Origin of the sequence: Bacillus sp. 5mfcol3.1, assembly GCF_900114335.1 — a bacterium.
GTDB classification, from domain to species: Bacteria; Bacillota; Bacilli; order Bacillales; family Bacillaceae_G; genus Bacillus_A; species Bacillus_A thuringiensis_S.
In genome coordinates, this window is record NZ_FOST01000002.1 from 1,613,427 (window position 1) to 1,639,174 (window position 25,748).

Below are 25,748 nucleotides of genomic sequence, written 5' to 3' on the forward strand. Positions count from 1 at the left end.
GAAAAGATGTAATGAATCAAATTTCATTTGAAGATTTATTTGAAGACGAAAAAGAAGATAAAAAAGAAAAGGTAGAGGTAGCCGAAATACCTGCACCTTTATCAGCATTGCAAAAAGATATATTGGAATTAATGGATTCTGAAGAAATAAGTGCACTGGAGCTATGCGAACAATTAATACGATCTGGTAAAATATCAGATGAAAGATTTACAACGAATAAGCCAAAAGCATATGGAAAAGTATGCTTAGCATTGGAAGGTTTTGTTACAGAAGGAAAGCTTACTTTTGTTAAAAACGATGAGAAAAGAGATAGGGTGTATAAAGTGAAAGAAGAAATTTCTAACATATAAGTTGTAAAGAGGGAAATGAATGATTTTTAGGGAGGTAGTCCATTTTCTACTTCTACATTAAAAAAGGTGCCAATCTTTCTTGATTGACACCTTTTTTAATAATCTAACATCTAACGTATTTACGTTTGAAACCAACTCTTCCTCTATCGACTTCTTTCTGAATACTTTCGGAAGCATTTAACAAACTGCTTTTTTTATTATCACGTTTTACTTCAACTATACCAACTTCTTTTGCAGTCTCGACTGCTTTTTCGTGTAGTGGCACATATGAAATTGCTACAGTATTTATAAAATTATTCATAGCAGATTTTGTTCGTTCTGGCGCAGCATGAATTGTATTTTTTATAATTTCAAGCATATCGGAAATTTTGCTTTCGGCAAATTCATTGTCTTTGCGATTTCCTAAAAGCCAGCAGTAGCAACTCCAGCCCGCTGACATTCGTAGCTCATCCCCACTTGCAATCCATTTATCCGCAACGTCTTGGGCGATAGTTGACTCCGATAAAGTTACTGCTACCACATAATCAGATTGCATATAAAAATATGCCCCGTCCATCCAGCGATCAAAATCAGACTCATTCATAGCTTTTGGATCTGCAATAATGCCTGCAAAGTACATAGCATCGTAGTTACCTGTAGCATAAAGTTCCTCAGCTAACTCTTGATTTACTTTTATTTTCTTAGCGATTGGTTTCATAGCACCTGTAGCTACGCCAAAAACCGGCTCGTGTGCACCGTTAGAGATGTATGTTTTTTTTGTTCTTTCCTTACCAAGGGCTTCAAGCTCTTGCATGACTGTTTTAAAATCCATAGCTGTGCACTTCCTTCCTTAATATAAGTAATCATCTAGTTTATATATTTTCAATTCTAATACTAATCGTATGTGAGTAGGATGTCTACTTTCTATAATATTCCCGTATTAATTTTGAAAGCCTAGCTATTCATACTTATGAGGGTACTATATTAATGTAAAGGGAGGGACAATACGGATGTAAATAATATTTTATCTTTGGCTCTTTCTCTGTATTATCATGTTATTTTATAATAAGGAAATAAATAGCATTTTAAATTAAGTATGTGAGGTTAGTTATAAATGATAAAGAAATTTACTAGAGTAGTATTAACTATGGTTATGCCAATCAGTCTTATTACAGGTTGTGGAGCTGCTGAAAAAACTGAAGCACAAAAGCCGAAAGGGGTACAAAAGGAGAAAAAGGACTATACGGATTACTCATATGGTAGCAAAGGTATACTAGTAAGCGGAAAAGCGAAAGAACGGCAACAATACGAGATTGGATATATAGATGATAACAAGTTAATTGGGATTGATGAAAATATTGAAGACTGCATTATTTTAGATAATAAAGATGAAGTAGGTCTCATTTGGAAACAAATAGAGCGTGGATCTATTATTGAAGTGCAATACGGTAAGGATCGCAATGATATTGTAGGCGTGCAATTCGTAGGAGATCGTGAGCCATACGAAATTAGTGATAAGTTTGATCGAAATACGATAAACGAAATTGTCGGACAAGTTAAAGATAATTTGTAATAGTATATAATGTGAAAGAAATAGCATTTACTATAGCTATTAAAGTGTGGATTGTTGAAAATGCTTTTGACGGTATTGGTAATTAGTTGTAAAATAATTTTTGTTGACGGATTTTGTAAAAAGTATGTTAGATGAAATTCATTTGTAGGTATGACATATAAATATTTTCTTAACGGGCATAAAATAATATAATTTAAATATATAAATAAAAAGAAAATATATTAGAAGTACATAATAGATTCGTATTTTTAAAATTAATGTGACAACAAAAGGAGGTTGAGATATATACACGGCGAAAATGTGTGTATATCTATTTATAATAATGAATAAGACAATCAAACAACAAGTAATCGCACTATCAACAAGTCTAGTGATTTTAGGGAGTGTACCTTTATCAGCATCAGCAGAAGAGATAAACAAAGCTCAAACTGATCAACTAAATATTGCCCAAGGAGAACATGGAACGAGCGGATTAAATTATTCTAATTTCAAGTTGGAAGTTCCTGATTATGTACAAGTTAACGAAGCAGAAGTATCTGAAAATGAAAAAATGCTTTTAGAAGAATATAAGCATAAACATGATGAAACAGAAGAATTAAACAAAATGAAAGATGCAAAGAAGGGGCAAGTAGCAGAAAAGGAAGCTATTTTAAATATTGAAAAGGCATTTGAATCTGTAGATGGTCGAAATGATGGATCTGATCGTCAAATGAAACCTGTTGCAAAGCCAAGAGGTATTCAATATAGTGCACCGAGTACGAAGAAATATGGAACACTTGCAGGAGTTCCATTTGTAGAGTGGATTGTTCCAGCAGGAAACTCTGATATTCGTCCTGCAAATCCGATGAAAGCACGTTACATTACAATCCATGAGACGGCAAATACGGCCGCTGGTGCTAATGCTGAAAATCATGCGAAATATTTGTATAAACAAGCAACAGAGGGGACGTTCCGAACAGCTTCATGGCATTTTACAGTAGACGATAAACAAATTTATCAACACTTACCAACAAACGAAAACGGTTGGCATGCAGGAGATGGAGATGGATCAGGAAACAGGGAGTCTATCGGTATCGAGATCGCGGTTAACCAAGACGGTGATTACAATAAAGCTTTAGAAAATGCAAAACGACTTGCGGGTTATTTAATGAACAAAGAAGGAATTGGTGCAGATCATATTTACAAGCATCAACAATGGAGCGGGAAAAAATGTCCTGACATTTTAATTTCACGTGGTAATTGGGCTGGTTTCGTACAAGGAATTCAGTGGTATGCAAATATAAATGCGCAGATTGATACTCCTTTACAAGATAAAAATGACTCATTTAATCCAAATGAAAATAATCCAGCTGAACCTAGCATGGAACTAGTGGTAAATGGTAGTGGCATCAATGTACGTAGTGATGCGGGTATTGAACATCGTGTTGTACGTAAAGCTTCAAACGGAGATCGTTACAAAGTATTAGCGGTTAAAAATGGTTGGTATAAAGTAGGTAATGGAGAATGGATTTTCTATGACCCAAGTTGGATTAAAATTAACTACAATGTACCAAAGGAAGAGGTACAAAAGCCTAAGGAAGAAGTACAAAAACCAAAAGATGATATTACAGGTGGCTGGTTTGAAGGGCATATTCGTAAATTAAACAGTCTAGGTATTATGCAAGGCGAAGGCAATGGTGTATTTGCGCCATATCGAAATGTAACGAGAGCGGAGTTTGCGAAATTAATCTCGAATGCTCTTAAACTACCAGAGGGAAATAAGTCATTTGTAGATATTAATGAGGCACATCCATCACTTCATGACGGTATTAAACGTTGTGCAAGTGCAGGAATTATTAATGGTCGTGGTGAAGGGGTTTTTGATCCTAACTCACCAATTACTCGTGAAGAAGTATCTATTATGATTGACAAAGCATTACGATACAAAGGAATTACAGGTGAGTTAGTAGCATTACCATTTACAGATAAGCATTTAATAACATATAAAGAATCGGTTCAACGATTATACAGCTTAAAGGTAGTTAATGGTGTTGGAAATAATGAGTTTGATCCCCGAGGTACAGCGACTCGTGGTCAGGCAGCTGCTTTTATTGTGAAGATGTTAGATTCAATGCAAAAATAAAACTTTAATCAGTGGGGCCACTCGCGTTGCAATCGAGCAGTTTATTCACCGAATTTTGAAATGAGGGTTTTACTGCCTGCAAATAGCAGAATAAATTGTATGTAGAAGCTGACATTGGTAGAAGTAAAAAATAAGAAGAATTTGAAAGGAGCTATCCAAAATAATAATTTGGGATAGCTCCTATTTAGTAGGAAGAACAAATTGTATTTCATAGATTGTAATGCAGAATGCCCTTCCAAGCCCCTCATAAGCCCCTCATAAGTCCCTACCAAGTAATAAATCACTAAGAAAAAACAAAAACAACTACAAGAACAAAACAAGCACGAAAAAATGAAACCGGCGTTGTAGTAGTAAAAAAAATTGTAATTCGAATGCCAAAACCATTCCCGCATTCCTATTTTTATAATGAAGGATTAAAATCTTCCTATTTACTAGCAAAGAGTGGAGGGAAACATATGGCGGTATACCGTAATGTGCAGGTGAACTTTTGGCAAGATGAATTCATATTAGATTTAACGCCAGAGGAGCGTTATTTTTACATATATTTGTTAACTGGTACGAAAACGAAGCAATGTGGTATTTACATATTACCGAAGCGTGTGGCAGAGCTTGAAACAGGTTATAGTATGGAGACTGTTGAGAAGTTGCTAAACAGGTTTGTTGAGTATGGAAAGATTTTATATGATACGGAAACGAAAGAGGTATTCATAATAAACTGGTTACACTATAACCCTATTTCAAATACGAATGTAGAAAAGTGCGTATTACGTGAGTTAAAGACTGTAAAAAGTAATGAGTTCATACATATCTTTTTACGTAAATGCCTTGAAGAAGAATACACGATTCCATTATTATTGCAGCATTTTGGTATGCCAAAAGAAGAGGATAATAGTAGTTCACAAGTAGTTATTGAAGAGAAAGAAGAAGCGGAAGAGGTAGAAAGTATAGAAGAGAACGTTCCAAATAGTGAAGTTTATAAGTTTTATGAACAAAATATTAGTAGTTTATCCCCATATATTGTGAAAGAATTGAAGAATTGGATACAAAGATTTTCTGGAGAGAAAGTGTTAGTGGCACTTAAAATTGCGTTTGAAAATAATAAGAAAACGTTAGCTTATGTGAAGGGGATTTTGAGGAATTGGTGTAGCAAAAAGTTAAAGGATTTTAGTGGAGAGAAGTGTGTAATGGGAAGTTTAGAGAGAAGGAAATGTATGTTGAGTAGTGTATTTTAATTTAAATTAATTTAATGTAGAATGTACGTTCGTTTTTGTGGGTTTTATGCTATACTACCATTAAATAAGGGTATTTTTATAATAGATAAAAAGATGCGGGGGTACAAAGTTTGACTACTAGTACATCTGAGTTGTTTCAATATATTAATATGATAGAAGAACAGGAACAATTATCACTACGATATTTACAGACAAAAGAAGAAGAGATTTTAAAAGATATTGAACTAACGACGATTCGTGATCAAAAAAGAAGCGATTTTGCGGAGCGATTTATAAACGATTTTAGGAAAGTACATAAACAAGATCCGGGTTTCTTTCGGTTATTTTATCATATACTCGAGGAGCAATTATTAAATGTTCTTGTAGTCCGTTTTGCGCATGTCAGTTTTTCTAAAATGAAGGTTTATTTAGAAAAAAGTGCACTACCTTTGGACAAACTTGTAGCAATTGCATGTAGGTATTTATCTAGTATTTCAAGTTACGTCAATGAAGCAGATGTTTTTCTTAGAGAGTTAACAAAAGAGAAACCGAACTATATAGAGGAACAATTACATACTTTACCAACTAAGCAGCAATTAACATTACTTCTCGTAATGTTTGATGTAGAGTATGAAAAGTTTCGTACATATAGTTCTTTATTGAATGAGAGGTTAGAAGAACATACAGAATTTATATTGAAACTGCTAGGGGAAAAGGAAAAGGTTGAAGCAGTTAAACGGTATTTAAAAGGTGAAGATGATAGTGAAGTATTTATAGGTGGGAATTTACCGGAACATATTTGGCGGCTATTATTTTGTGTTCATAAACATTCGAATGTTGCGAGGCGATATATTGAGATATTGGCGAAGAAAAATGTTTGGGGTTTTATAAACTATGCAACACGTTATATGTGTCACACTCTCGGTCAGTCTCAAAACCACAAAAAAACTGGTAGTGTAAATAGAGAAACATATGAAGAAATTCAAAGTTTTTGTACACAGTTTTGGATTTCTAAGGAAAGATTTTTTGCGCATCGTCTAAGGCAACATGATTTGAATAGTGAGGATTTTTGTAAGACGTATGAATATGAATTGCTATGCTTTATGTTGGAGGAAAACCCTGAATTTATTCAACAAACTTTGCAATATGTAAGTAAAATGAATTATCTCATCATCGCACGAACGCTAGCCGAAAAAGGATATGAGCTAAATAGAGGGAAAATGCGAGAAGAATTTTTTGTTGCTGCTTTGCAAATTAAATTGTCTACAGTGCGGGATACATATTGTGATTATTTACTAGGGAAGTTGTCACTTGAGGATATAAAGCAAATACTTAAAAATCCGAAATATAGAAGTATGTATTGGGGTATGCCGGTGTTAGAGGTTGCGCTTCTTTGGGATATAGATGATGTAGCGAAAAGGGAAGCTGTACTTACACTACAGTTTGGAGATGATGATAGTGTTAATTTATACGAACTTCTTTACGAATGTTCTGTCAGAGGAGTAGAGCCGAAACAAGTATTAGAAGATCTGCTTTCGTATGGGTTAAGTAAGGAAAAACTTATCGCTTATGCAGTTGAAGAAGCTGCATGCTACAGTGAAGAGAGAAATAAGGCGAAGGAAGCGCTTGTTTGTGTAATTGTAAAAGAACAAGCATATATAATTGAACGGTTTGATGAGTATTCTGCTATGGCAAAAGCATATATTTTAGAAGAGTTAGCAAAGGATAACATGGTTAAAATGCGTCCGATTTTAATTAAAAGCTTAGGAGATTCATCTAAAAAAATGCGTGAGTCTGTAGTTAAACTGCTTTCAAAAGATATAGAAGCTGCAGCAGATGTAGCAGTTGAACTTCATAATAAAAAGAAGATTGTTCGTGAAAATGTGATGAAAATACTAATAGAGTATAAGCTTGAAAAATATACGAAACTTGTACAGGAAGCTTTGCAAGAAAGTAAAAATGCATCTTTCGCAGGAAAATTGTCGTTTTTATTTCAAACGGAGGAAGAAAAGATCGAAGAACTATGTGCACGTATTTTAACGGAACAAACAAGAAATTCACTTCTGCAATTGATTGGGGATGAGCCACAAATCCGTTTACGTGACTCTAATGAAATTGCTGATGCTGCAATTCCGTTAGCCTATTTACAACAGTATATTTCAGATGCTGTTATTGAAAAGAAAGAAACGGCAGAAGTAATTGGTAGAGCTTTAAATGAAGAGGACTTAAAAGAATATGTGCAAACAATATATCAAATATGGATTTCTCAAGACGCAGATGTGAAGAAGCGTGGAATTCTTTCGTTATACGGAATGTATAGTGACGACAAAATGGTCGACATACTTATAAAGCAAATTGATGAATGGGTGCTTCAAATGAGAGGAAAGATAGCAGCGGATGCCGTTCGTGCTTTAGGTTTGTCTTCATCTAAGCTTGCACTTATGTCTATTCATGCAATAGCATTTAAATATAAACATAAGCAAGTACGTAATGCAGCAAAAGAAGCCCTAAGTCTTGCTGCGAAAACACGTGGTATAACAGAGGAAGAGCTGGAAGATCAATTGGTGCCGGACCTTGGCTTTACTATACATGGTGAAAAGATAATTGATTTCGGGAATCGAAGTTTTACTGCCATTTTAACTACAGAGTCAAAAATTGAATTAGAGACAGAGGAAGGAAAACGTATGAAGTCACTTCCAAAGCCGAATGCAAAAGATGATGTAGAAAAGGCTGAAGAGGCTAAAAAAGAATTAGCCTCTTTAAAGAAGGAGCTCCGAACTACTCTTTCAATGCAAAAACAACGATTAGAAGCGGCACTTTCGTTAAAGCGTTATTGGTCACATAATGCATGGAAGTCTGTATTTATGGATAATTCAATTATGAAGCAATTTTCTATTTCACTCATTTGGGGTGAGTATAAGGAAGGGAAGTTGCTGAACGCATTCCGTTATGCAGAAGGTGGCGTGTTCTGTACAATTGAAGGGAAGAGTTATGAACTTTCATTTGGCACTGTTATTGGTTTCGTTCATCCGTTAGAATTGTCTGGGGCGGAGAAGGAATTATGGAAAGAGCAATTAGAAAGTGCGGGAATTGTTCAGCCGTTCCTACAAATTGAGCGTCCAATGTTTGTAGTAGAAGAGAATGATGAGAGTGCTATTGAGAGATTTGGTGGTATTTTACTAAATGGTCGTTCGTTATTCGGTAAGATGACGAAGCTTGGATGGATCCGTGGATCTGTTCAAGATGGCGGTGTGTATTATACATTTTACAAAGAAGATACTTGTAACGGATTAGGAGTGCAATTGTCATTTAGCGGAGCGCTGATTGGTTATGAAGATGAAGAAGATGTATGTGTATTTGACATTCAATTTTATAAAGCAGGTACAGTGAATCGTGGTTCATATGAGTACGATGAAATTGATGATGAAAGACGCATTGTACCAAAAGAAGTAGATAAACGCTTCTTTAGTGAAATGTTATATGATGTGCAAGTAGCGACAGGTGCAAATCTTGGGCATAATGAAAGTTGGCGTAGCAAACGATAAGAAAGACCCCCTTCATTGGTAGGAAAATGAAGGGGGTTTTTTAATGTTTTTAAAAGGTTCATTCTCAAAAAGAAGCGAATAGTGTGAGAAAGGGGTGGTTATATGGAGGTAGTTATAAAGAAGAAACGAAAAAGGGGAAGAAGAATTTTTATTTGGGCTAGTAGTATCGTTCTCTTGTTAGTTATTTCCGCTGCGATTTTTTTGAATATATATACGCTGAAATCTATGCCAAAGATAGATGGAACGATAAAGCTAGAGGATTTACAACACGCTGTTACGGTGAAGCGGGATAGTAAAGGTGTCCCGCATATTAAATCGGAAAATGCACATGATTTATATTTTTCACAAGGGTATGTACAAGCGCAAGATCGGTTGTTTCAAATGGATTTAAGTAGAAGACAAGCTTCTGGTATGTTAAGTGAAGTTGTTGGGGAAGCAGCTGTTGACCGAGATAAATTGTTTCGAACACTCGGTTTACGGCGAGCGGCAGAAGCTTCAGTTAGTCAATATGATGGAGAAGCAAAATATGCCCTGCAGTCATTTGCTGATGGGGTGAACGCTTTTATACGTGAGGCGAAAAAGTAAAAGAAATTACCAGTTGAGTTTACTATATTAGGTTATGAACCTGCTGAGTGGTCAATTGTTGATACTTTAACGATCGGGAAGTATATGGCGTTTGACTTAGGAGGACATTGGCATGGACAGGCGTTTCGATATTGGGCGCTGAAAAACCTTCCGAAAGAGCAAGCAAATGAGCTATTTCCTAAATATCCGAAAGATGCTCCTAGATTGCTAGCTGAACTGAAAAATACAAATGTGGACGTAGCGCAAAGTTTTTCAAAAACGATAATTCCGCCGGAGTTTAACGGTAGTAATAACTGGGTTGTGAGCGGTGAGAAGAGTGCATCAGGTAAGCCAATTTTAGCAGATGATCCTCATTTATCTCTTGCGACGCCTTCTATTTGGTATCAAACGAGACTTGAAATGCAAGGTTTAAATGTGAGTGGCGTTATTTTCGCTGGAGTACCAGGTGTTATATTAGGACACAATGACAAAATAGCGTGGGGCGTTACGAATACAGGGCCTGATGTGCAAGATTTATATATTGAGAAGAGAAATCCTAATAATGAAAATGAATTTCTGTATAACGATAAATGGGAGAAAGCTACCGTTGTAGACGAGTCTATTAAAGTAAAAGGCGGGAAGACAATTCCTTATAACGTTACAATTACGAGGCATGGACCAGTAATTTCAGAGTTTGCGAATAAGGGGAAGGAGAAAACGAAAACCGTATTCTCTTTAAAGTGGACAGCTTTAGAACCGTCAGCTGAGTTAAAAGCTGTATTAAATATGAACAAAGCAAAAGACTGGACGGAGTTTGAAACCGCTCTTCAAGATTTCCATACACCAACGCAAAACTTTGTGTTTGCATCAAACGATGGCACGATTGCTTATAAAGCGAATGGAAATATACCAGTGCGTAAAAAAGGCGATGGTAGCTTGCCTGTTCCAGGATGGACAGATGAATATGAATGGGAAGGATATATTCCATTTGATCAGCTGCCGAAAGTTATAAATCCGAAAGAAGGTTTTATTTCAACTGCGAATAATAAAATTGTTGATGATGATTATCCGTACCATATTAGCAATACGTGGGCACAGCCATATAGGCAAATGCGTATTCAAGAATTTTTGCAAGAGAAGGAAAAGTATACGGTGAAAGATTTAGAAGAGTTACAGATGGATCAAAAGAATTTATACGGGAAAGAGTTTACTCCTATATTTTTAAAAGAGTTAAATAAAGCATCTTTAAATGAGGTAGAGAAAGAAGGTGTAAACCAATTAACAAAGTGGAATTTTTACGATAGTAAAGATGAAGCGGCACCATTAATATTCCATTTATTAATGAAAGAGATTTCAAATACGTTATTTTCAAAAGAAATACCGAAAGATGTAATGGAGTTATTTAAAGGGAAGTCACAAGTTGTGGATGAATTAATCCGGAAACAAGTAGCAGGAGAAAATAGTGCATGGTTTTCTAAGTACGGAGGTTTCACAAAAATTGTGCATACATCGTACGAGAATGTAATGAAGAAATTGCAGAAGGAATATGGACCCGATGTTGGGGCCTGGAAGTGGGGCGATTATCATCAACTCGCTTTTACACATCCAATTTCGAAATCATCTAGTATGTTAGCGTTACTCGCTTTTAATCGTGAGAAACCAGTTCCAATTGGCGGAAGTCAAGTTACCGTTCAAGCAGCGAGTTACGGCGATAACGGCATTGTAAATCACGGGGCTTCTTGGCGATTTGTTATTGATACGAAAGATATGTCAAACGGTTATCATATCGTAGGGCCAGGACAATCGGGACATTTTAGAAGCGATTGGTATCATGATCAAATAGATGATTGGGTAAGTGGAACGTATCATACGACTACATTGAATACGGAGGGAATAGAGGGGAAGGTGCTAAATTTAGAACCGAAGTGATAGGGTGTTTTTGTTTGTGGAGGGACTAGTAATAATCTTTTTGATAATGAAAGCTTATCATTTAGAACATAACCCAGTTCTTAAATAATTTTAACAGCCAGCCTACTATCATTTAATTTGATAGTAGGCTGTTTCCATCTTCGAAATACGCTGTAGCAACTTCTTCAGGATTACGATTATTTCCACATGCTGCAAGTGCTGTAACAAATAAAGCCATTACAACTATTAACATGATTATTCCAGTTTTGAGGGGAATTAGTTAACAAAGACCAGGTATTATTTGCAACAGAACGGTCCCTCTGTACCCCTTGTTTCGTCATTTTTCTACGCCATCCAACTTGACAAATGTTTTTTTATCAAACTACAATGAAAAACATTATCAATAATATAGGGAGGATACTTTTGTCAATAAATGAAAAACAATATATTTATAGGTTAATAACCAGATCTTGTTAAGTCGTATGTACTATTTTTAGTTTAGCGTTGCCCAGAATGTACACCAATTAATCTCGCGAATTACAAGAAAACTATTATTGAAATGAGGCGTGCATTGTGAAGTTGGACGTGAATGAGTTAGCAGAGTATCTTGCCAATAATCCTTTCCGAGTAGAAGGAGTATATCGTTATGCTAAAAATCCAGGTGTGCCTTGTGCTGAGTCTACAGATTCTTTCCCAGGATTTGTATTTCCACTTACAGGGAAGACGCAATTTCAATTTAATGGTACGCCGTATATCCTTTCCCCAGGAAAAGTTATACATGGGGGTGCAAAAATGACATTAGCCCATAAAATGCTTGGTGAAATAAACTGGGAATATATTCTTGTTTTATATCAGATAAGTAATTCAGAACGAGAAGACTCTGGCTTTACTCATCAGCATTTTGAATTATTAACAGGACAATCTCCTCGTCTTGTCGAATTACTTATGCGTCTTTGGGATGTGTATAATCAGCGTGGAGGCATTTCGATGCTTCAGACCGAAATGCTGTTTCGCGAAGCGTTGAATGAAGCTTTATTAAGTGTTGTCAATAGAGAAAACAACTATGAGTCGCATACTTTATTCGAACGAATATCTAGTTATGTTCGTAAATACTATTATAAAGATATTACAATACATACGCTTACAGAACAAAATAATGTTAATCGAAATCGTCTTTCTTACGTGTTTAGAAAGCATGCAGGTATGGGGCCAGCAGAATATGTATTGAACTATCGTATAAAGATGGCTCAAAAAATGTTATGTACAAGTGGTGTGCCTGTACAACAAATTGCGCAGGCTGTTGGAATCGCAGACCCTTTTTATTTTAGTAGAGTTTTCAAGAAGCGAGTTGGCATTTCGCCTACTAAATATCGCGAGAAGTTCATCAATAATCCATACTAATGTCAACAGGGGTCCATTCTTATTTGAAAATCACTGTTCTATACTTATGGAGAGTTAAAGGAAACATTGGATTGAAAGAACTTTCATTGAAATCACTCCTTTGTACTATCTGAATGAAAAGTTCTGGCCGGAGCATTTTCTTTTTAAGCGTAATGACGACTTTTTTACTTAGATTATTGTAATATAGTGGAAGTTAAAAATGAGGAGGGATTATTATCCATTACCAACCTATTAAACTAAATGACGAGTTATCTAAAATCAACGATTATTGGTATCCACGAGTGATTGGTGAAATGAATGATGATCAAATTCAGCTTTTTAAAGCTAATGGAGATTTTATATGGCATGAGCATCCTAATACGGATAAGCTATTTATTGTGCTTGAAGGGGAGATGTTCATCGATTTCCGTGATGGACAGGTGAAAATTTCTAAGGGCGAGATGTTTATTGTCCCGAGAGGCGTTGAGCATAAACCTTTCACTGAAAAGGAATCCCACATCATGTTGGTAGAGCCTAAAAGGGAAATGGATTGATAATCGTAAAAAGATAAAAAAGGAGCGGAAATCCGTTCCTTTTTTATTTATCTTACTATTTTTAGGAGCTTAGTATGAGTAAGATGTGAATAAAGGATGAATAGCATTTTTATCAATAAAAATTTATTGGATTTTTTGTGGAATATATATGAAACGTTGTATAAAATAATCAAGAAAGCCAAAAATTATAGGGGGAAAGTTGTGAAGAAAAATAAGAGTTTAATAAGTTTTTTAGGAGTGTTTATTATGTTGTTTTCTTTTTGTTTTCAAGGAAATGTACAGGCAGATGTAAATACTGTTCAATCTGGAAAAATCAAATCAGGAAACGTAACAGTATGGGAAGTTGGAAATGTAGCGAAAGTATTAGCGGATGTGGAGCGCTTAAATTTAAATACAGTAAATGTACCGATTCAAGTGGATATCCCGAATGTGACTTCTACGAATATGGTAATTAATCAAGCGCAAAAGCAACAAGCTACTATTTTAATTCAAGAATTATTAAAGCGTAATATTCAAGTTATAGTGGAACCGTTCCCGTATATTCAGCAGGGGAATGTTGGAGAGACAGAATGGAACCCAAGTAACATTAATGATTTCTTCTGGAATTGGAAGACGGTTATTCTGCAAGATATTTTTAATTCCATTACAAGTAAATACAATGTGTATGGACTAAAGATTGCTTCTAATTTCGTGAATATGGAGTATGCAGAAGGATACTGGAGCGATACAATTAATTTTGTTCGTAATCAGTATAAAGGAAATGTTTTGTATCAAATGAACTGGTGGTTAACAGCAAGTTGGGACTCTTCTTATGAAGCGAAGTTTAAAGAAAAAATCAATCGCCCGTATTTAAAAAAGGTGGATATTGTTAGCATAGATAGTTGGTTTGAAGTTTCAGGAAAAAGGAATCCAACATATGAAGAAGTGAAACAAAGTTTATTTGCGACAACAGTATATAATCGTGGGCAAAATGTTGTTCAGCAATTGGAACAATTACATAATGCAACAGGAAAGCCAGTTTACTTCGGTGGATTTAACGTTCCAGCACGTGAACTTGGATTACAAAATCCATGGAATCCAGATGTTTCAAATGTGTTTTCGAAAGATGTACAATTAAATGGATGGCGTGCTTACCGCGATGTATTAGAACCGAAACCATATTTTAAAGGTTTTTCAATTTGGTTTATTGGCTCTAATGATAGTACACATCCGTATCAAATACATAGTAAAGAAGCAGAGGCAGTTATTAACGGGTGGTACCGAAAATAAATTTTATAAAATAGGTAAGTTTTAAAGTTTACTACATATATTTCTAGTGAAAGGCCTTTCACCATCTTATCACCTAGGGGGCAATCATAATGAAATTTTTGTCTTACCTTACAGTAATTTTGGTGATTCTTGGCGGTTTGAATTGGTTATTTGTAGCGTTAGATTACAATGTAGTTGAGAAATGGTTTGGTTCTATGCCGGCGCTTGTGGACACTATTTATTGGCTCATTGGTCTCTCTGCTATTTATCAAATTTTTGATCGGTTCTTTACGAACGATTAGCTATTATTCTTTCATTATTAGAGTGTTAAGTACGATTATGTACTTAACACTTTTTTATATGTTCATAAAAAAGTCTGCACTTGCAAGCGATTCCATCGCGTCTTGCGCCGTAATAATAGAAAACAAATTGACCACATATTATATTTTGGGTTATAATTCAGAAAGTTTAAAAAATAATCCGATGAGAAATAGGGAGGTTATGAGGGTAATGGAGAGAGTCTATAATTTTTCAGCAGGACCATCAATACTCCCTTTGCCAGTTTTAGAGAAAGTGCAAAAGGAGCTATTAAATTATAACGGGACAGGCATGTCTATTATGGAAATGAGTCATCGATCTTCTTATTTTCAAAGTATTATAGAGGAAGCGAGTAACTTACTTCGTGAATTAATGAGCATCCCTGATGAGTATGATATTTTATTTTTACAAGGCGGTGCGTCATTACAATTCTCTATGATACCGTTGAACTTAATGAATACGTATAAAAAAGCTGGATACGTACTAACTGGCTCATGGTCTAAAAAGGCATTGCAAGAAGCCGAAAAAGTTGGGGAAGTACAAGTGATTGCTTCTTCCGAGCAAGAGAAGTTTACTACGATTCCTAAACTGGACGGTTTATTAAGTGATGAAAAACTAGATTATGTACATATTACAACGAATAATACAATTGAGGGGACAAAATATGTGGAAATTCCACATGTAGAAAGAGTGCCGCTCGTTGCGGATATGTCCTCAAATATTTTATCAGAGAGATATGATGTTTCGAAGTTTGGTCTTATATATGCGGGGGCGCAAAAGAATTTAGGACCTGCGGGTTTAACGATTGCTATTATAAAAAGAGATTTAATTGGGGGAGCAGATCGCTCTTGTCCGACAATGTTAAATTATGAAACTTACAGTAAAAATAACTCCTTATATAATACACCGCCATCCTTTAGTATTTACGTAACAAAACTTGTACTAGAGTGGTTGAAAGAGCAAGGCGGAGTATCTGCGATTGAAGAACAAAATAAAATGAAATCTTCACTTATTTATCATTTTTTAGATGAATCTAAATTGTTTACTTCACCAGTTGACCCTGCGTATCGATCACTTATGAACATTCCATTTACAACACCGTCAGAAGAACTTAATAATGAGTTTTTACAAAAGGCGAAGGAACGCGGTTTCGTTACGCTAAAAGGACATCGCTCAGTCGGCGGTATGCGTGCAAGTATTTATAATGCGATGCCAGCACACGGCGTACAACAATTAGTAGATTATATGAAGGAATTTGAGCTTGAGAATAGATAGGGAGATGGGGATATGTTTCGTGTTCAAACGTTAAATCAAATTGCAGAAAAAGGTTTACAAGTTTTTACTGAAGAACGTTATGAAGTAGGGGATAAAATCAATCACCCAGATGGGATTTTGCTTCGTAGCTACTCTTTACATCAAGAAGAGTTTTCAAAAGACTTAAAGGCGATTGCAAGAGCTGGCGCTGGTGTAAATAATATTCCTGTCGAGCGATGTACAGAAAAAGGAATTGTAGTATTTAACACGCCGGGGGCAAATGCAAACGCTGTAAAGGAACTCATTATTGCCAGTCTTATTATGTCTTCACGTAACATTATTAATGGTGTAAGTTGGACGAAAAACTTAGAGGGTGAAGAAGTACCACAGCTTGTTGAATCAGGAAAAAAACAATTTGTTGGATCAGAAATTGCAGGGAAACGTCTAGGTGTTATCGGACTTGGCGCAATTGGTGCTTTAGTTGCGAACGATGCGTTAGCATTAGGGATGGATGTTATCGGATATGATCCTTATATTTCAGTTGAAACAGCTTGGCGTCTTTCTACACATGTGCAAAGAGCATTTAGCCTTGATGAAATTTTTGCAACGTGTGATTATATTACACTGCATATTCCTCTTACGAATCAAACGAAGGGGATTATTGGGGAACACGCTGTAGAGAAGATGAAAAGAGGGATGCGTCTATTTAATTTCTCTAGAGGAGAACTTGTAGATGAAAAGGTTCTTCAAAAAGCATTAGAAGAAGATATTATTACACATTACGTAACGGACTTCCCAAATGAAAATGTAATAAAGATGAAAAATGTAACAGCGACGCCTCACCTTGGTGCATCTACGTCTGAATCAGAAGAAAATTGTGCAGTAATGGCAGCACGTCAATTACGTGAATATTTAGAGACAGGAAATATTCGTAATTCAGTAAACTATCCAAACGTAGAATTGCCGTATATCGGAAAGAAACGAATTACAATTATGCATCAAAACGTTCCAAACATGGTAGGACAAATTACAGGATGTTTAGCAGAACATCATATTAATATTGCCGATATGATTAATCGTAGTAAACATTCTTGGGCATACACAATGATTGATATCGATAACGGAATTGATGATATAATAAAAGAGAATATTGTAGAAAATATAAGCAAAATTACAGGTGTTGTAGCCGTTCGAATGATTGTGTAAAGGAGAGAGGAATGTGGCAAAAATACGACCGTTTCGGGCCATTCGTCCAGTAGAGGAAAAAGCGGCACAAGTGGCAGCTTTACCGTATGACGTATTAAATAGTGAAGAGGCAAGGGAAGTTGTAAAAGGGAATCCATATTCTTTCTTGCATGTTGATAAAGCAGAAATTGATTTAGATCCTGAACTGTCACCGTATGATGATCGCGTGTATGAAAAAGCGGGCGACAATTTAAAGCAATTTATACGAGAAGAAGTGTTCATACAAGATGAAGAGCCAGCGCTATATATTTATGAACTGACGATGCAAGGAAGAACGCAGTCAGGCCTTGTCGTTTGTACATCTATTGATGAGTATGAAGATGATACAATTAAAAAACATGAAAGAACACGTCATGAAAAAGAGCTAGATCGTATTCGCCACGTAGATGTGTGTGACGCAAATACAGGTCCGATTTTTTTAACGTACCGTACAAAAGATGAAGTAAAGCATTTAATTAGGAGCTGGAAAGAAGAACATACGCCAATTTATACATTTACAGCAGAAGACGGTGTTAAGCATGTTGTGTGGAAGATTGTAGATGAAGATGTAATTACGACTTTAGTAAACGCATTTGAAGATATTCCTAATCTTTATATTGCAGACGGGCATCACCGTTCTGCATCAGCTGCAAAAGTAGGACTTATGCGAAGAGAACAATATCCAAATTACACAGGAGAAGAGGAATTTAATTTCTTCTTATCGGTTCTATTCCCTCATGATGAATTATCGATTTGGGATTATAACCGAGTTGTGAAAGATTTAAATGGCTTATCAGAGGAACAGTTTTTAAATCAAATTACGCAGTACTTTTATGTAGAAGAAGCAACTGTTTCTCCGTATAAACCAAATGAGCCCAAATCATTTGGTATGTATGTAAATGAGAAGTGGTATAAGCTTACTGTGAAAGAGGAAACGTTTGATGCGAATGATCTTGTTAGAGGTTTAGATGTATCTATCCTGCAAGATCATTTATTAAGCCAAGTGCTTGAAATACATGATCCGCGATCTGATTCACGCATCGACTTTGTCGGAGGAATCCGTGGATTAGAAGAACTAGAACGTCTTGTAAATAGCGGTGAATATAAAGTGGCGTTTTCACTATATCCGACATCAATGGAAGCTTTATTAGCAATCGCAGATGCCGGAGAAGTCATGCCGCCAAAATCAACGTGGTTTGAACCGAAACTGCGTAGCGGGTTGTTTGTACATTCTTTAAAATAAATAGACTTCTTTAGTTAGAAAAACCGAAATGATTTTTAGTTTCGGTTTTTCTTATTTTACAAGTGTTTTTGAGGAGGGGTATGGATGAAATTGCAAGTAGGCGAAAAAATCACCTTTGAACGAACTTTTACGAAAGAGGATGTTGCGTTATTTACAGAAGTATCGAAAGATGAAGGCGTTCATCATGTTACACCAGATGAGCAGGGAAGATTTGTTGTACAAGGGCTGTTAACATCAACATTGCCTACAAAAATTGGCGGTGATTATAACGTACTAGCTCGCAAAATGGGTTTTGAATTTTTACGTCCTGTTTTTAGTGGTGATACCATTCGTTGTGACGTAACTATTGAACAATTTGAGCCTGATGAAAAAAATCGTACAAAAATTATTGCGACGTTTATATGTAGGAATCAACTTGAAAAGGAAGTTATGAAGGGGAGTTTTTCGGGGATTATTCTTTAATTAGTAAGAAAAGAAATGAATAGGTGGGGGCATGATGTCTCTAGGGTGTAGATTTTTAATTCCCCCATGAAGAAATTTTATACATTGCTGAATACTGATAATATACTCTGTTCATTTTTAACTTGAATAAACTCGTCAACAAAAAGGACATTCCTAGTATTACAAGAAATGTCCTTTCCACTAAATTATAAGGTATTTTGCTGAAATTCAAACTCTAAAATTAGTTTACTAGTTTGACCTGTAAACTGATAATTATAGGATCCTCTCAGGTTTTCTAAGTTACCGGTAGCTTTAATAATTGTTCCTGGGGAATCTAAATTTCCTTTATCAAATATTCCTTGCTCTAGAGCTGTAAATGTCCCTTGTTGCCCCTTATAAATCCCTTCAAAGTGTAAAAATCCAGAAATTTTAGCAGTAGCTAAGTGACCATCATTTATATTTGAGTCTAAATAATATAATAAGTATTCAACAAAAGCCTTTCCTTTTAATTCCCCATCAATATCATATTCGACATGAGCAATATTAAAAGGGAAATCTTTTCTAGTATCATCAATTGGTTTTTCATCCCATTTACTTACTGTAAATGTTACTTCCATACACGTAATCTCCCTCCAATTATATACTTTTAAAAAGTACCAATTCACAGACATATCTCATAGGAGTGTTTTTATTCATTCCACGCCACTTTCCAAAATAGAGAAAGATTCATTTTCACAATTAATTTCTGCCATTGCACCGTAAGGTAAAATAAACTTCGGTTCAGTATGGCCAAAATTTAAATTATAAAGAATCGGCAAATCTTCTAAGTTATGTTCCTTCATAACCTGCAATATTTCCTGTTTATATTCTTCATAGTATTGTTCATCTTTCGGTTTACCAAAAATGATTCCTTTTGCTTTTTGCAGAATACCTTGTGCTGCATAATTTCGTAACCAATATTTTATATAACTTGGTTCTGGATGATCTTCAGAAGTTTCAAAGAAGAGAATACTATTCTCCCAATGTTTTTTCTCAGGCCAAAGTTCCGTTCCTTTTGCAAATTCCAATACTTCAATACAACCACCAATTAAGCGCCCCTGTACAGTGGTAGAGCCTTGAAGTAGCTCATATCCATTGTTTTGCTGCATCGTACGTCTTGTATCCTTATTTATTTCAATCCATTCTAAATGCTCACTTGTCCATTCATAAGCTGGTTGAATCTCTCCAATCGTTTCATTTGAAAAGAGAGTACGATTTACCATTTCAATTGTATATGGATCCATCTCTACATTTTCGGCAAAGTCGGTCAAAATTGCTGGACCGTATAAAGAGGAAAGCCCTGCTTTATGGCAAAATAAATGTGAAATAGTAACGTCAGAGTACCCCATAAAAATTTTCGGGTTTTCGCGTATCACATTAAAATCTATATAGGGAAGTAACCGGATGCTATCTTCACCGCCAATATTCGCGATAATTGCTTTCACGCGTGTATCTTTAAATGCTGTCATTATATCTTCCGCACGATCCTCTGGATTGTTATAAAGGTATTCGCTACCTTTTAAGCTATTTGGCATTGGGATAACCGTAAGACTAAAAACTTCTTCTAATCTTTTTACTCCTTGTTCATATCGCCATCTTATTTCAGAATCACCTGCACCGCCCCATGAAGGACTTACTGTTGCTACGATATCTCCTGGCTGTAATCTCTTTGGCTTTATTAACATATGAATCCCGCTCCTATATAATTTAATGAACTACGGCTATACAAACCGTAGAGTTGAAGAACATTGTACATGACATTAGTTTCTCCGCCTTCAATAAGTTCACCTGCTGTAATTTGAGAATTTAGTATTAGTGCTGAATATAGGAATAATTTACAAATATTTTTTGCTAAAATTTATATTTGAAAATCACAGTATGCATCATTGCATGAGGAAAACGGTTGTTATTTTTACAACCTGTAACTATAATGATTACAGGTTGGTCGATACCAATCAAAAAAAATAAAATTATCATGAATGGAGATGTTACATATGGGTATGAAAAAAATAATTTTAGCAGGTGCTTTAGGGATCGCAGCATTATCAGGAACAAATGTACCAGGATTAGAACTAACAAAAGCGAGTGCAGCTTCTATTGAATCGAATTTCTCGACGTTAGAAGGACGAGTAGTAGAAGTAGATAACGGTGTGATTGTTGTAAAATCTAAGCAATATGAGGAACCTGTTAGTGTGTATATTGATTCACTTTCAAACGTGAAAGTAGGAGATGAAGTAAAAGCTACTGGATCTATGATGCGTAATTTTACAGAATACATGGTTGCAACTGCAGTTGAAAATACAACAAACAAGTTAGGTATGCACATGAAAGAAGATGGCTCGCCCGATTATGTAATTGGAGAAGTATCAAAAGTAGGAACGATGGAAGATGAGGGAGACGGTGCTACTAAATATGTTGTAGTTGAGTATCCATCGCTAAACGGGAAGAAAGATATTATTGATGTTCTCTTAACAAAGGGACAAGTATTTAATGTGGGTGAGAAAGTGAAAATTGATATGAAGTATGTAGGGTGGGGCGGAAGTTCTATTAACTGGAACACAGTTGACCATATTGAAAAAGTTCATGAAGCAAAGACGAACGTTGAAAATAATGATGATGTATGGATTTGGTCTTAATAAGGCGAGTATAAGTCGTTATTTGCAATTTTCTCCAAACAATACATGTAAAAACTAAATGTATCATGCAGTACCCATCTAATTATCATTGCGTATGACAATTAGGTGGATACTTTTTTATTTGAAATTTGTGCAAGTCAATGTTCAGCATTTCTTTTTAAGAGTAAATTACGGGTGAAATCAAAACTTTATTTGCAGTACATAATAAATAATGTTGATTTTTTATCTTATATTAAAATAAAAACAAACCACTGTTCGATTTGAATATTCCACGATATAATGGTGAGAGTTTATGACAGAATAAATATTTACATAAGAAGTGAGGTACTGTATGAAAAAAAGAACGACAGACATTATTTTTATTATTATCGGTGCATTTCTTTTTGCGTTAGGTGTCAATTTGTTTGTTATCCCGAATGAGTTTGGTGAGGGCGGGGTAACAGGTATCACGATTATTACGTACTATTTATTTGAATGGTCACCGGGTTTAGTTAACTTAATTTTAAATGCGATTTTGTTAATAGCCGGTTATAAATTTTTAAATAAGATTACAACAATTTATACAATCATTGCTGTAGTTACAAACTCACTATTTCTTCATTTGACAGAAGGTTGGACGATCGCTTCGGATGAAATGCTCGTAAATGCCATTTTCGGAGGAATATTTATTGGATGCGGGATTGGTCTAATCATTCGTGTTGGCGGAACAACTGCAGGTACTACCATCTTAGCAAGGATGACACATAAATATTTAGGATGGAGCATTAGCTACGGTCTACTGTTCTTCGATTTAATTGTTGCGTTTTCATCGTATTTCATCATTGGTGCAGAAAAACTGATGATAACAATTATTATGTTATATGTAGCAACGAAAGTGATGGAGTTTGTAATTGAAGGTTTAAATCCGAAGAAAGCCATTACGATTATTTCTGATAATCCGAATGAAATTGCCGGGAAGGTAACTACCTTAATGGGCAGAGGGGTTACTGTGTACTCAGGTCATGGCTATTACACGAAAACTCCGAAGGAAATTCTTTATGTTGTTATTAATAAGCAAGAAGTAGTGAAGCTAAAACGGATTGTTCAAACTACAGATCCGGCTGCGTTCATCGCTATACACGATGTTCGTGACGTATTTGGAGAAGGATTCGTTGATATTTCTAAAGCATAGAAATTATTTTTCATTAAAATAATCTTAATACTAAAACGTAAGAATCTATTTTGAATAATCTTTTTTCAAAATAGATTCTTTTTCTTTTTCTTGCAAAAAATTCAATTGTTTCTTAATGTAGTGATGTAGAAGGATGAACGAGAGAGGGTTTAATGAAGATGATACATATTTTATTAGCTGATGACGATAAACATATTAGAGAGTTGTTGCATTATCATTTACAAAAAGAGGGATTTCAAGTTTTTGAGGCGGAAGATGGAAAGGTAGCGCAAGACGTATTAGAGAAGGAAAATATTCATCTTGCGATCGTAGACATTATGATGCCATTTGTTGATGGCTATACGTTATGTGAAGAAATACGGAAGTATCATGATATTCCTGTTATTTTATTAACTGCGAAAGACCAGTTAGTGGATAAAGAAAAAGGCTTCATTTCTGGTACAGACGATTATATTGTGAAACCATTTGAACCAGCTGAAGTGATTTTTCGTATGAAAGCTTTATTACGTCGTTATCAAATGCTGAGTGCAGATATTATTACGTTGCACGGAACGACAATTGATCGAAAAGGTGTGGAAGTAAAGTGTAACGGTCAAACAATTTTGCTTCCTTTAAAGGAATTTGAGCTATTATCACAACTTGCTAGTTATCCTGGAAGAACATTTTCAAGAGAAGAATTAATTGAATTAGTATGGGGAATGGATTTTGAAGGAGATGAACGAACAGTTGATGTTCATGTGAAGCGACTACGAGATCGTTTCTCAAAACGAACGGATGATTTTCAAATTACGACAGTGCGCGGCCTCGGGTATAAGTTGGAGTTGAAATAAGATGAAATCACTATATTCTAGATTTGTATTTATGACGGTCGGCATTATGCTACTTAGTAGTATTATCGGCTTTTTATTAACGAACGTATATTATCAAGTGAAGTTAAAACCGTATAACAGTGAAAAGATTTTAAAGTATGCTGAAGAAGTTAAATCGTTATATGAAAAGCAAAGTGAAGAAAATCAAGAGGCGTACTTACATTCTATCGCAAAGTTAGGGTATGAAATTTATATTGTCGATGATCAAAAGAATGGAAAGCGTATCGGCAATGCGTTTCGTAAGACGTCTATTAGCGATGCTACTGTTCATAAAGTATTGCAAGGAGAAACGTTTAATGGTGTTTCTACGTATCCAACGCGTCTTTTTATTACAGGATTTTTCGATAATGAATTAATAAATAGTGTTGGTGTACCGGTAAAGCACGGTGATAAACAGTACGCGTTATTTATTCGCCCCGACATTCAGAACCAATTTGGGGAAATGCGAATTTTCTTAGCGGTATTACTTGGGTTTATCGTACTATTAAGCATTATCTTTATAGCGATTGCAGCAGGTTATATCGTTCGCCCAATCCGTAAATTTACGAAGGCTACGCAAAAAATTGCGAGTGGGGAATATGAAATTGAATTAGATGTAAAACGAAAAGATGAAATAGGAACGTTATCTACAAGCTTCCAAAAGATGACGAAAAGTATAAAAGAACTAGATGAAATGAGACAAGAATTCGTTTCGAACGTTTCACATGAATTTCAGTCGCCGCTTTCTTCCATACAAGGTTTTTCAAAGACGTTGCAAACAGAAAAGATGAGTGAGGAAGAAAGAAATCATTACTTACAAATTATTGAAGGCGAAAGTAAGCGAATGTCTAGTTTATGTAAACAGTTACTTACACTCGCTTCTTTAGATAAAGAAGAGAAGGTTCTACAAATAAGGGAATTCAATTTGCAGAAGCAAATTAAAGACGTCATTTTTATGCTTGAGTGGAAATGGCGTGAGAAAGATATCGCTGTTGAGTTTGATGTGCCGGACATTACAATTAAAGGTGATGAAAACTTGCTTCATCAAGTGTGGAGTAATATTTTTACGAATAGTATTAAGTTTTCAAACGATGCTGGGACGATTGAGTTTTTCGTGGAAGAGTTAGAGTCTAGTGTCATTATCTCTATATCCGATAACGGAATCGGAATGGAAAAAGAAGAGATGGAACGTATTTTTGATCGTTTTTACAAAGTAGATACAGCAAGGGCAAGAAACATAGAAGGTAGCGGTTTAGGATTATCAATCGTGCAGAAGATTGTTAAACTGCATAACGGAAACGTTTCGGTATATAGCACGAAAGGGGAAGGGACGACTGTTCGGGTGGAGCTTCCGAAATAGATGTAAGGGAAGAGGCTGTTTGGAGCGGCCTCTTCTTTTTTTGTCGCTAGTATACGTGTAAAATGAAAAAATATGAGTCATTTTAATTGCATAATCGGATGAGTTTATGGAGTGGGATTAGGAGGAAGTTTATTTAAAAATGTAGAATCTCTACAGAGTTAGAGGGAGTGTATTAAAACTTGAACTGTGTAGGGAGGAGATTATTTTGAAACGAATTGACTTGTTATTAAACGTACTAGATTCAACATTCGATAAAGAGAGTTGGTATGCACCGTTTAAACATGCTATAGAAGGACTTACAGCTGAACAGGCTATGTGGAAACCAGCTGGAGAGACAACAAATACCATTTGGGAGAATGTTAATCATCTCACTTATTACAAAGAAAGATTTGCTGCAAACTTGGAAGGACGTGAATGGACACATAATCTTGACGGTAATGACACCTTTTATCTTACTAAGCAATCTAATAATGATACGGAATGGAAGGAAGTCGTTGAACGCTCTGAAAATGCTCAGCGTAATTTAAGACAGGTATTAAATGCAATTTCTGAAAGAGAGCTTGAACAAAATTCAATTGAAGGTAAATTACTGGACATCATGCTTCATGATGCTTATCATACAGGCCAAATTATTCAATTAAGGAAAATGCAGGGGGCATGGCCAGCAAAACGTTGATTGAACGTTTTAGATCGTTCTATTAAAGGCGTTATTATTGAATAAAACTTAACATCCAAGCATAACCCCGTTCTAAATTTAGAACGGGGTTATGCTTGTTTCTG

The 25,748-nt window shown here is 35.4% G+C and carries 21 protein-coding genes and 1 pseudogene; 19 read left to right on the top strand and 3 right to left on the bottom strand.

Features of this window, described 5'->3' with window-relative positions:
• The first annotated feature begins 11 nt into the window (after nucleotides 1–11).
• Nucleotides 12–350 (top strand): DUF3895 domain-containing protein, encoded by a 339-nt coding sequence (locus BM089_RS17775; protein WP_072939051.1) that lies wholly within the window; start codon nucleotides 12–14, stop codon nucleotides 348–350.
• Nucleotides 351–453: 103 nt separating this feature from the next.
• On the opposite strand, the gene BM089_RS17780 is transcribed toward BM089_RS17775, so the two are convergent.
• Complete coding sequence (locus BM089_RS17780; RefSeq protein ID WP_090977583.1) at nucleotides 454–1,161, bottom strand: DNA alkylation repair protein; 708 nt, start codon at nucleotides 1,159–1,161, stop codon at nucleotides 454–456.
• A 282-nt stretch (nucleotides 1,162–1,443) separates the two neighbouring features.
• On the opposite strand from BM089_RS17780, the gene BM089_RS17785 reads away from it, so the two are divergent.
• The 13 genes and pseudogenes from BM089_RS17785 (at nucleotide 1,444) to BM089_RS17850 (ending at nucleotide 18,935) form a co-directional block, all read left to right on the top strand.
• Nucleotides 1,444–1,902, top strand: a complete 459-nt coding sequence (locus BM089_RS17785) for a hypothetical protein (RefSeq protein ID WP_090977585.1) — start codon at nucleotides 1,444–1,446, stop codon at nucleotides 1,900–1,902.
• 322 nt (nucleotides 1,903–2,224) lie between these two features.
• The gene (locus BM089_RS17790; RefSeq protein WP_025117791.1) at nucleotides 2,225–4,024 is read left to right on the top strand and encodes an S-layer homology domain-containing protein; all 1,800 of its coding nucleotides are present in this window, start codon (nucleotides 2,225–2,227) and stop codon (nucleotides 4,022–4,024) included.
• 455 nt (nucleotides 4,025–4,479) lie between these two features.
• Nucleotides 4,480–5,256, top strand: a complete 777-nt coding sequence (locus BM089_RS17795; RefSeq protein WP_090977587.1) for a DnaD domain-containing protein — start codon at nucleotides 4,480–4,482, stop codon at nucleotides 5,254–5,256.
• A gap of 110 nt (nucleotides 5,257–5,366) precedes the next feature.
• Complete coding sequence (locus BM089_RS17800) at nucleotides 5,367–8,780, top strand: DUF4132 domain-containing protein (protein WP_090977589.1); 3,414 nt, start codon at nucleotides 5,367–5,369, stop codon at nucleotides 8,778–8,780.
• 102 nt (nucleotides 8,781–8,882) lie between these two features.
• Nucleotides 8,883–11,273, top strand: a pseudogene (locus BM089_RS17805) (penicillin acylase family protein).
• 552 nt (nucleotides 11,274–11,825) lie between these two features.
• Nucleotides 11,826–12,653 carry a helix-turn-helix transcriptional regulator gene (locus tag BM089_RS17810; protein WP_061660427.1) on the top strand — a complete coding sequence of 276 codons (828 nt, stop codon included), beginning with the start codon at nucleotides 11,826–11,828 and terminating at the stop codon, nucleotides 12,651–12,653.
• Nucleotides 12,654–12,946: 293 nt separating this feature from the next.
• Entirely contained in the window at nucleotides 12,947–13,186 is a 240-nt protein-coding gene (locus BM089_RS17820) for a cupin domain-containing protein (RefSeq protein WP_000997182.1), read from the top strand.
• A gap of 201 nt (nucleotides 13,187–13,387) precedes the next feature.
• Complete coding sequence (locus BM089_RS17825) at nucleotides 13,388–14,455, top strand: glycoside hydrolase family 113 (RefSeq protein ID WP_139213280.1); 1,068 nt, start codon at nucleotides 13,388–13,390, stop codon at nucleotides 14,453–14,455.
• An 89-nt stretch (nucleotides 14,456–14,544) separates the two neighbouring features.
• A complete protein-coding gene (locus BM089_RS17830) occupies nucleotides 14,545–14,736 on the top strand; it encodes a DUF378 domain-containing protein (RefSeq protein ID WP_000670804.1) in 192 nt (63 codons plus the stop codon).
• A 208-nt stretch (nucleotides 14,737–14,944) separates the two neighbouring features.
• The gene (serC, locus tag BM089_RS17835) at nucleotides 14,945–16,027 is read left to right on the top strand and encodes a 3-phosphoserine/phosphohydroxythreonine transaminase (protein ID WP_075720042.1); all 1,083 of its coding nucleotides are present in this window, start codon (nucleotides 14,945–14,947) and stop codon (nucleotides 16,025–16,027) included.
• 12 nt (nucleotides 16,028–16,039) lie between these two features.
• Nucleotides 16,040–17,212 (top strand): 3-phosphoglycerate dehydrogenase family protein, encoded by a 1,173-nt coding sequence (locus BM089_RS17840; RefSeq protein WP_000490222.1) that lies wholly within the window; start codon nucleotides 16,040–16,042, stop codon nucleotides 17,210–17,212.
• A gap of 13 nt (nucleotides 17,213–17,225) precedes the next feature.
• Nucleotides 17,226–18,473 (top strand): DUF1015 domain-containing protein, encoded by a 1,248-nt coding sequence (locus BM089_RS17845; RefSeq protein ID WP_001063081.1) that lies wholly within the window; start codon nucleotides 17,226–17,228, stop codon nucleotides 18,471–18,473.
• Nucleotides 18,474–18,557: 84 nt separating this feature from the next.
• Nucleotides 18,558–18,935, top strand: coding sequence for a hotdog family protein (locus tag BM089_RS17850; protein ID WP_075720234.1), 378 nt, complete (start codon nucleotides 18,558–18,560; stop codon nucleotides 18,933–18,935).
• Nucleotides 18,936–19,120: 185 nt separating this feature from the next.
• Here BM089_RS17850 and BM089_RS17855 read toward each other — a convergent pair whose 3' ends face one another.
• Nucleotides 19,121–19,531: a DUF3224 domain-containing protein gene (locus BM089_RS17855; RefSeq protein WP_090977593.1), complete on the bottom strand. Its 411-nt coding sequence runs from the start codon at nucleotides 19,529–19,531 to the stop codon at nucleotides 19,121–19,123.
• Between the two features lie 75 nt (nucleotides 19,532–19,606).
• Nucleotides 19,607–20,638 (bottom strand): S66 family peptidase, encoded by a 1,032-nt coding sequence (locus BM089_RS17860; RefSeq protein WP_000905881.1) that lies wholly within the window; start codon nucleotides 20,636–20,638, stop codon nucleotides 19,607–19,609.
• Between the two features lie 309 nt (nucleotides 20,639–20,947).
• Between BM089_RS17860 and BM089_RS17865 the strand changes: the two genes are divergently transcribed.
• From BM089_RS17865 to BM089_RS17885, 5 genes are all read left to right on the top strand, one after another.
• The gene (locus BM089_RS17865) at nucleotides 20,948–21,589 is read left to right on the top strand and encodes an ATP F0F1 synthase subunit alpha (RefSeq protein ID WP_090977594.1); all 642 of its coding nucleotides are present in this window, start codon (nucleotides 20,948–20,950) and stop codon (nucleotides 21,587–21,589) included.
• A gap of 331 nt (nucleotides 21,590–21,920) precedes the next feature.
• The gene (locus BM089_RS17870) at nucleotides 21,921–22,760 is read left to right on the top strand and encodes a YitT family protein (protein ID WP_000747488.1); all 840 of its coding nucleotides are present in this window, start codon (nucleotides 21,921–21,923) and stop codon (nucleotides 22,758–22,760) included.
• Nucleotides 22,761–22,912: 152 nt separating this feature from the next.
• Entirely contained in the window at nucleotides 22,913–23,590 is a 678-nt protein-coding gene (locus BM089_RS17875; protein ID WP_000781973.1) for a response regulator transcription factor, read from the top strand.
• A 1-nt stretch (nucleotide 23,591) separates the two neighbouring features.
• Nucleotides 23,592–24,968, top strand: coding sequence for a sensor histidine kinase (locus BM089_RS17880; protein ID WP_090977595.1), 1,377 nt, complete (start codon nucleotides 23,592–23,594; stop codon nucleotides 24,966–24,968).
• Nucleotides 24,969–25,173: 205 nt separating this feature from the next.
• Complete coding sequence (locus BM089_RS17885) at nucleotides 25,174–25,644, top strand: DinB family protein (protein WP_090977597.1); 471 nt, start codon at nucleotides 25,174–25,176, stop codon at nucleotides 25,642–25,644.
• The last annotated feature ends 104 nt before the right edge of the window (nucleotides 25,645–25,748 follow it).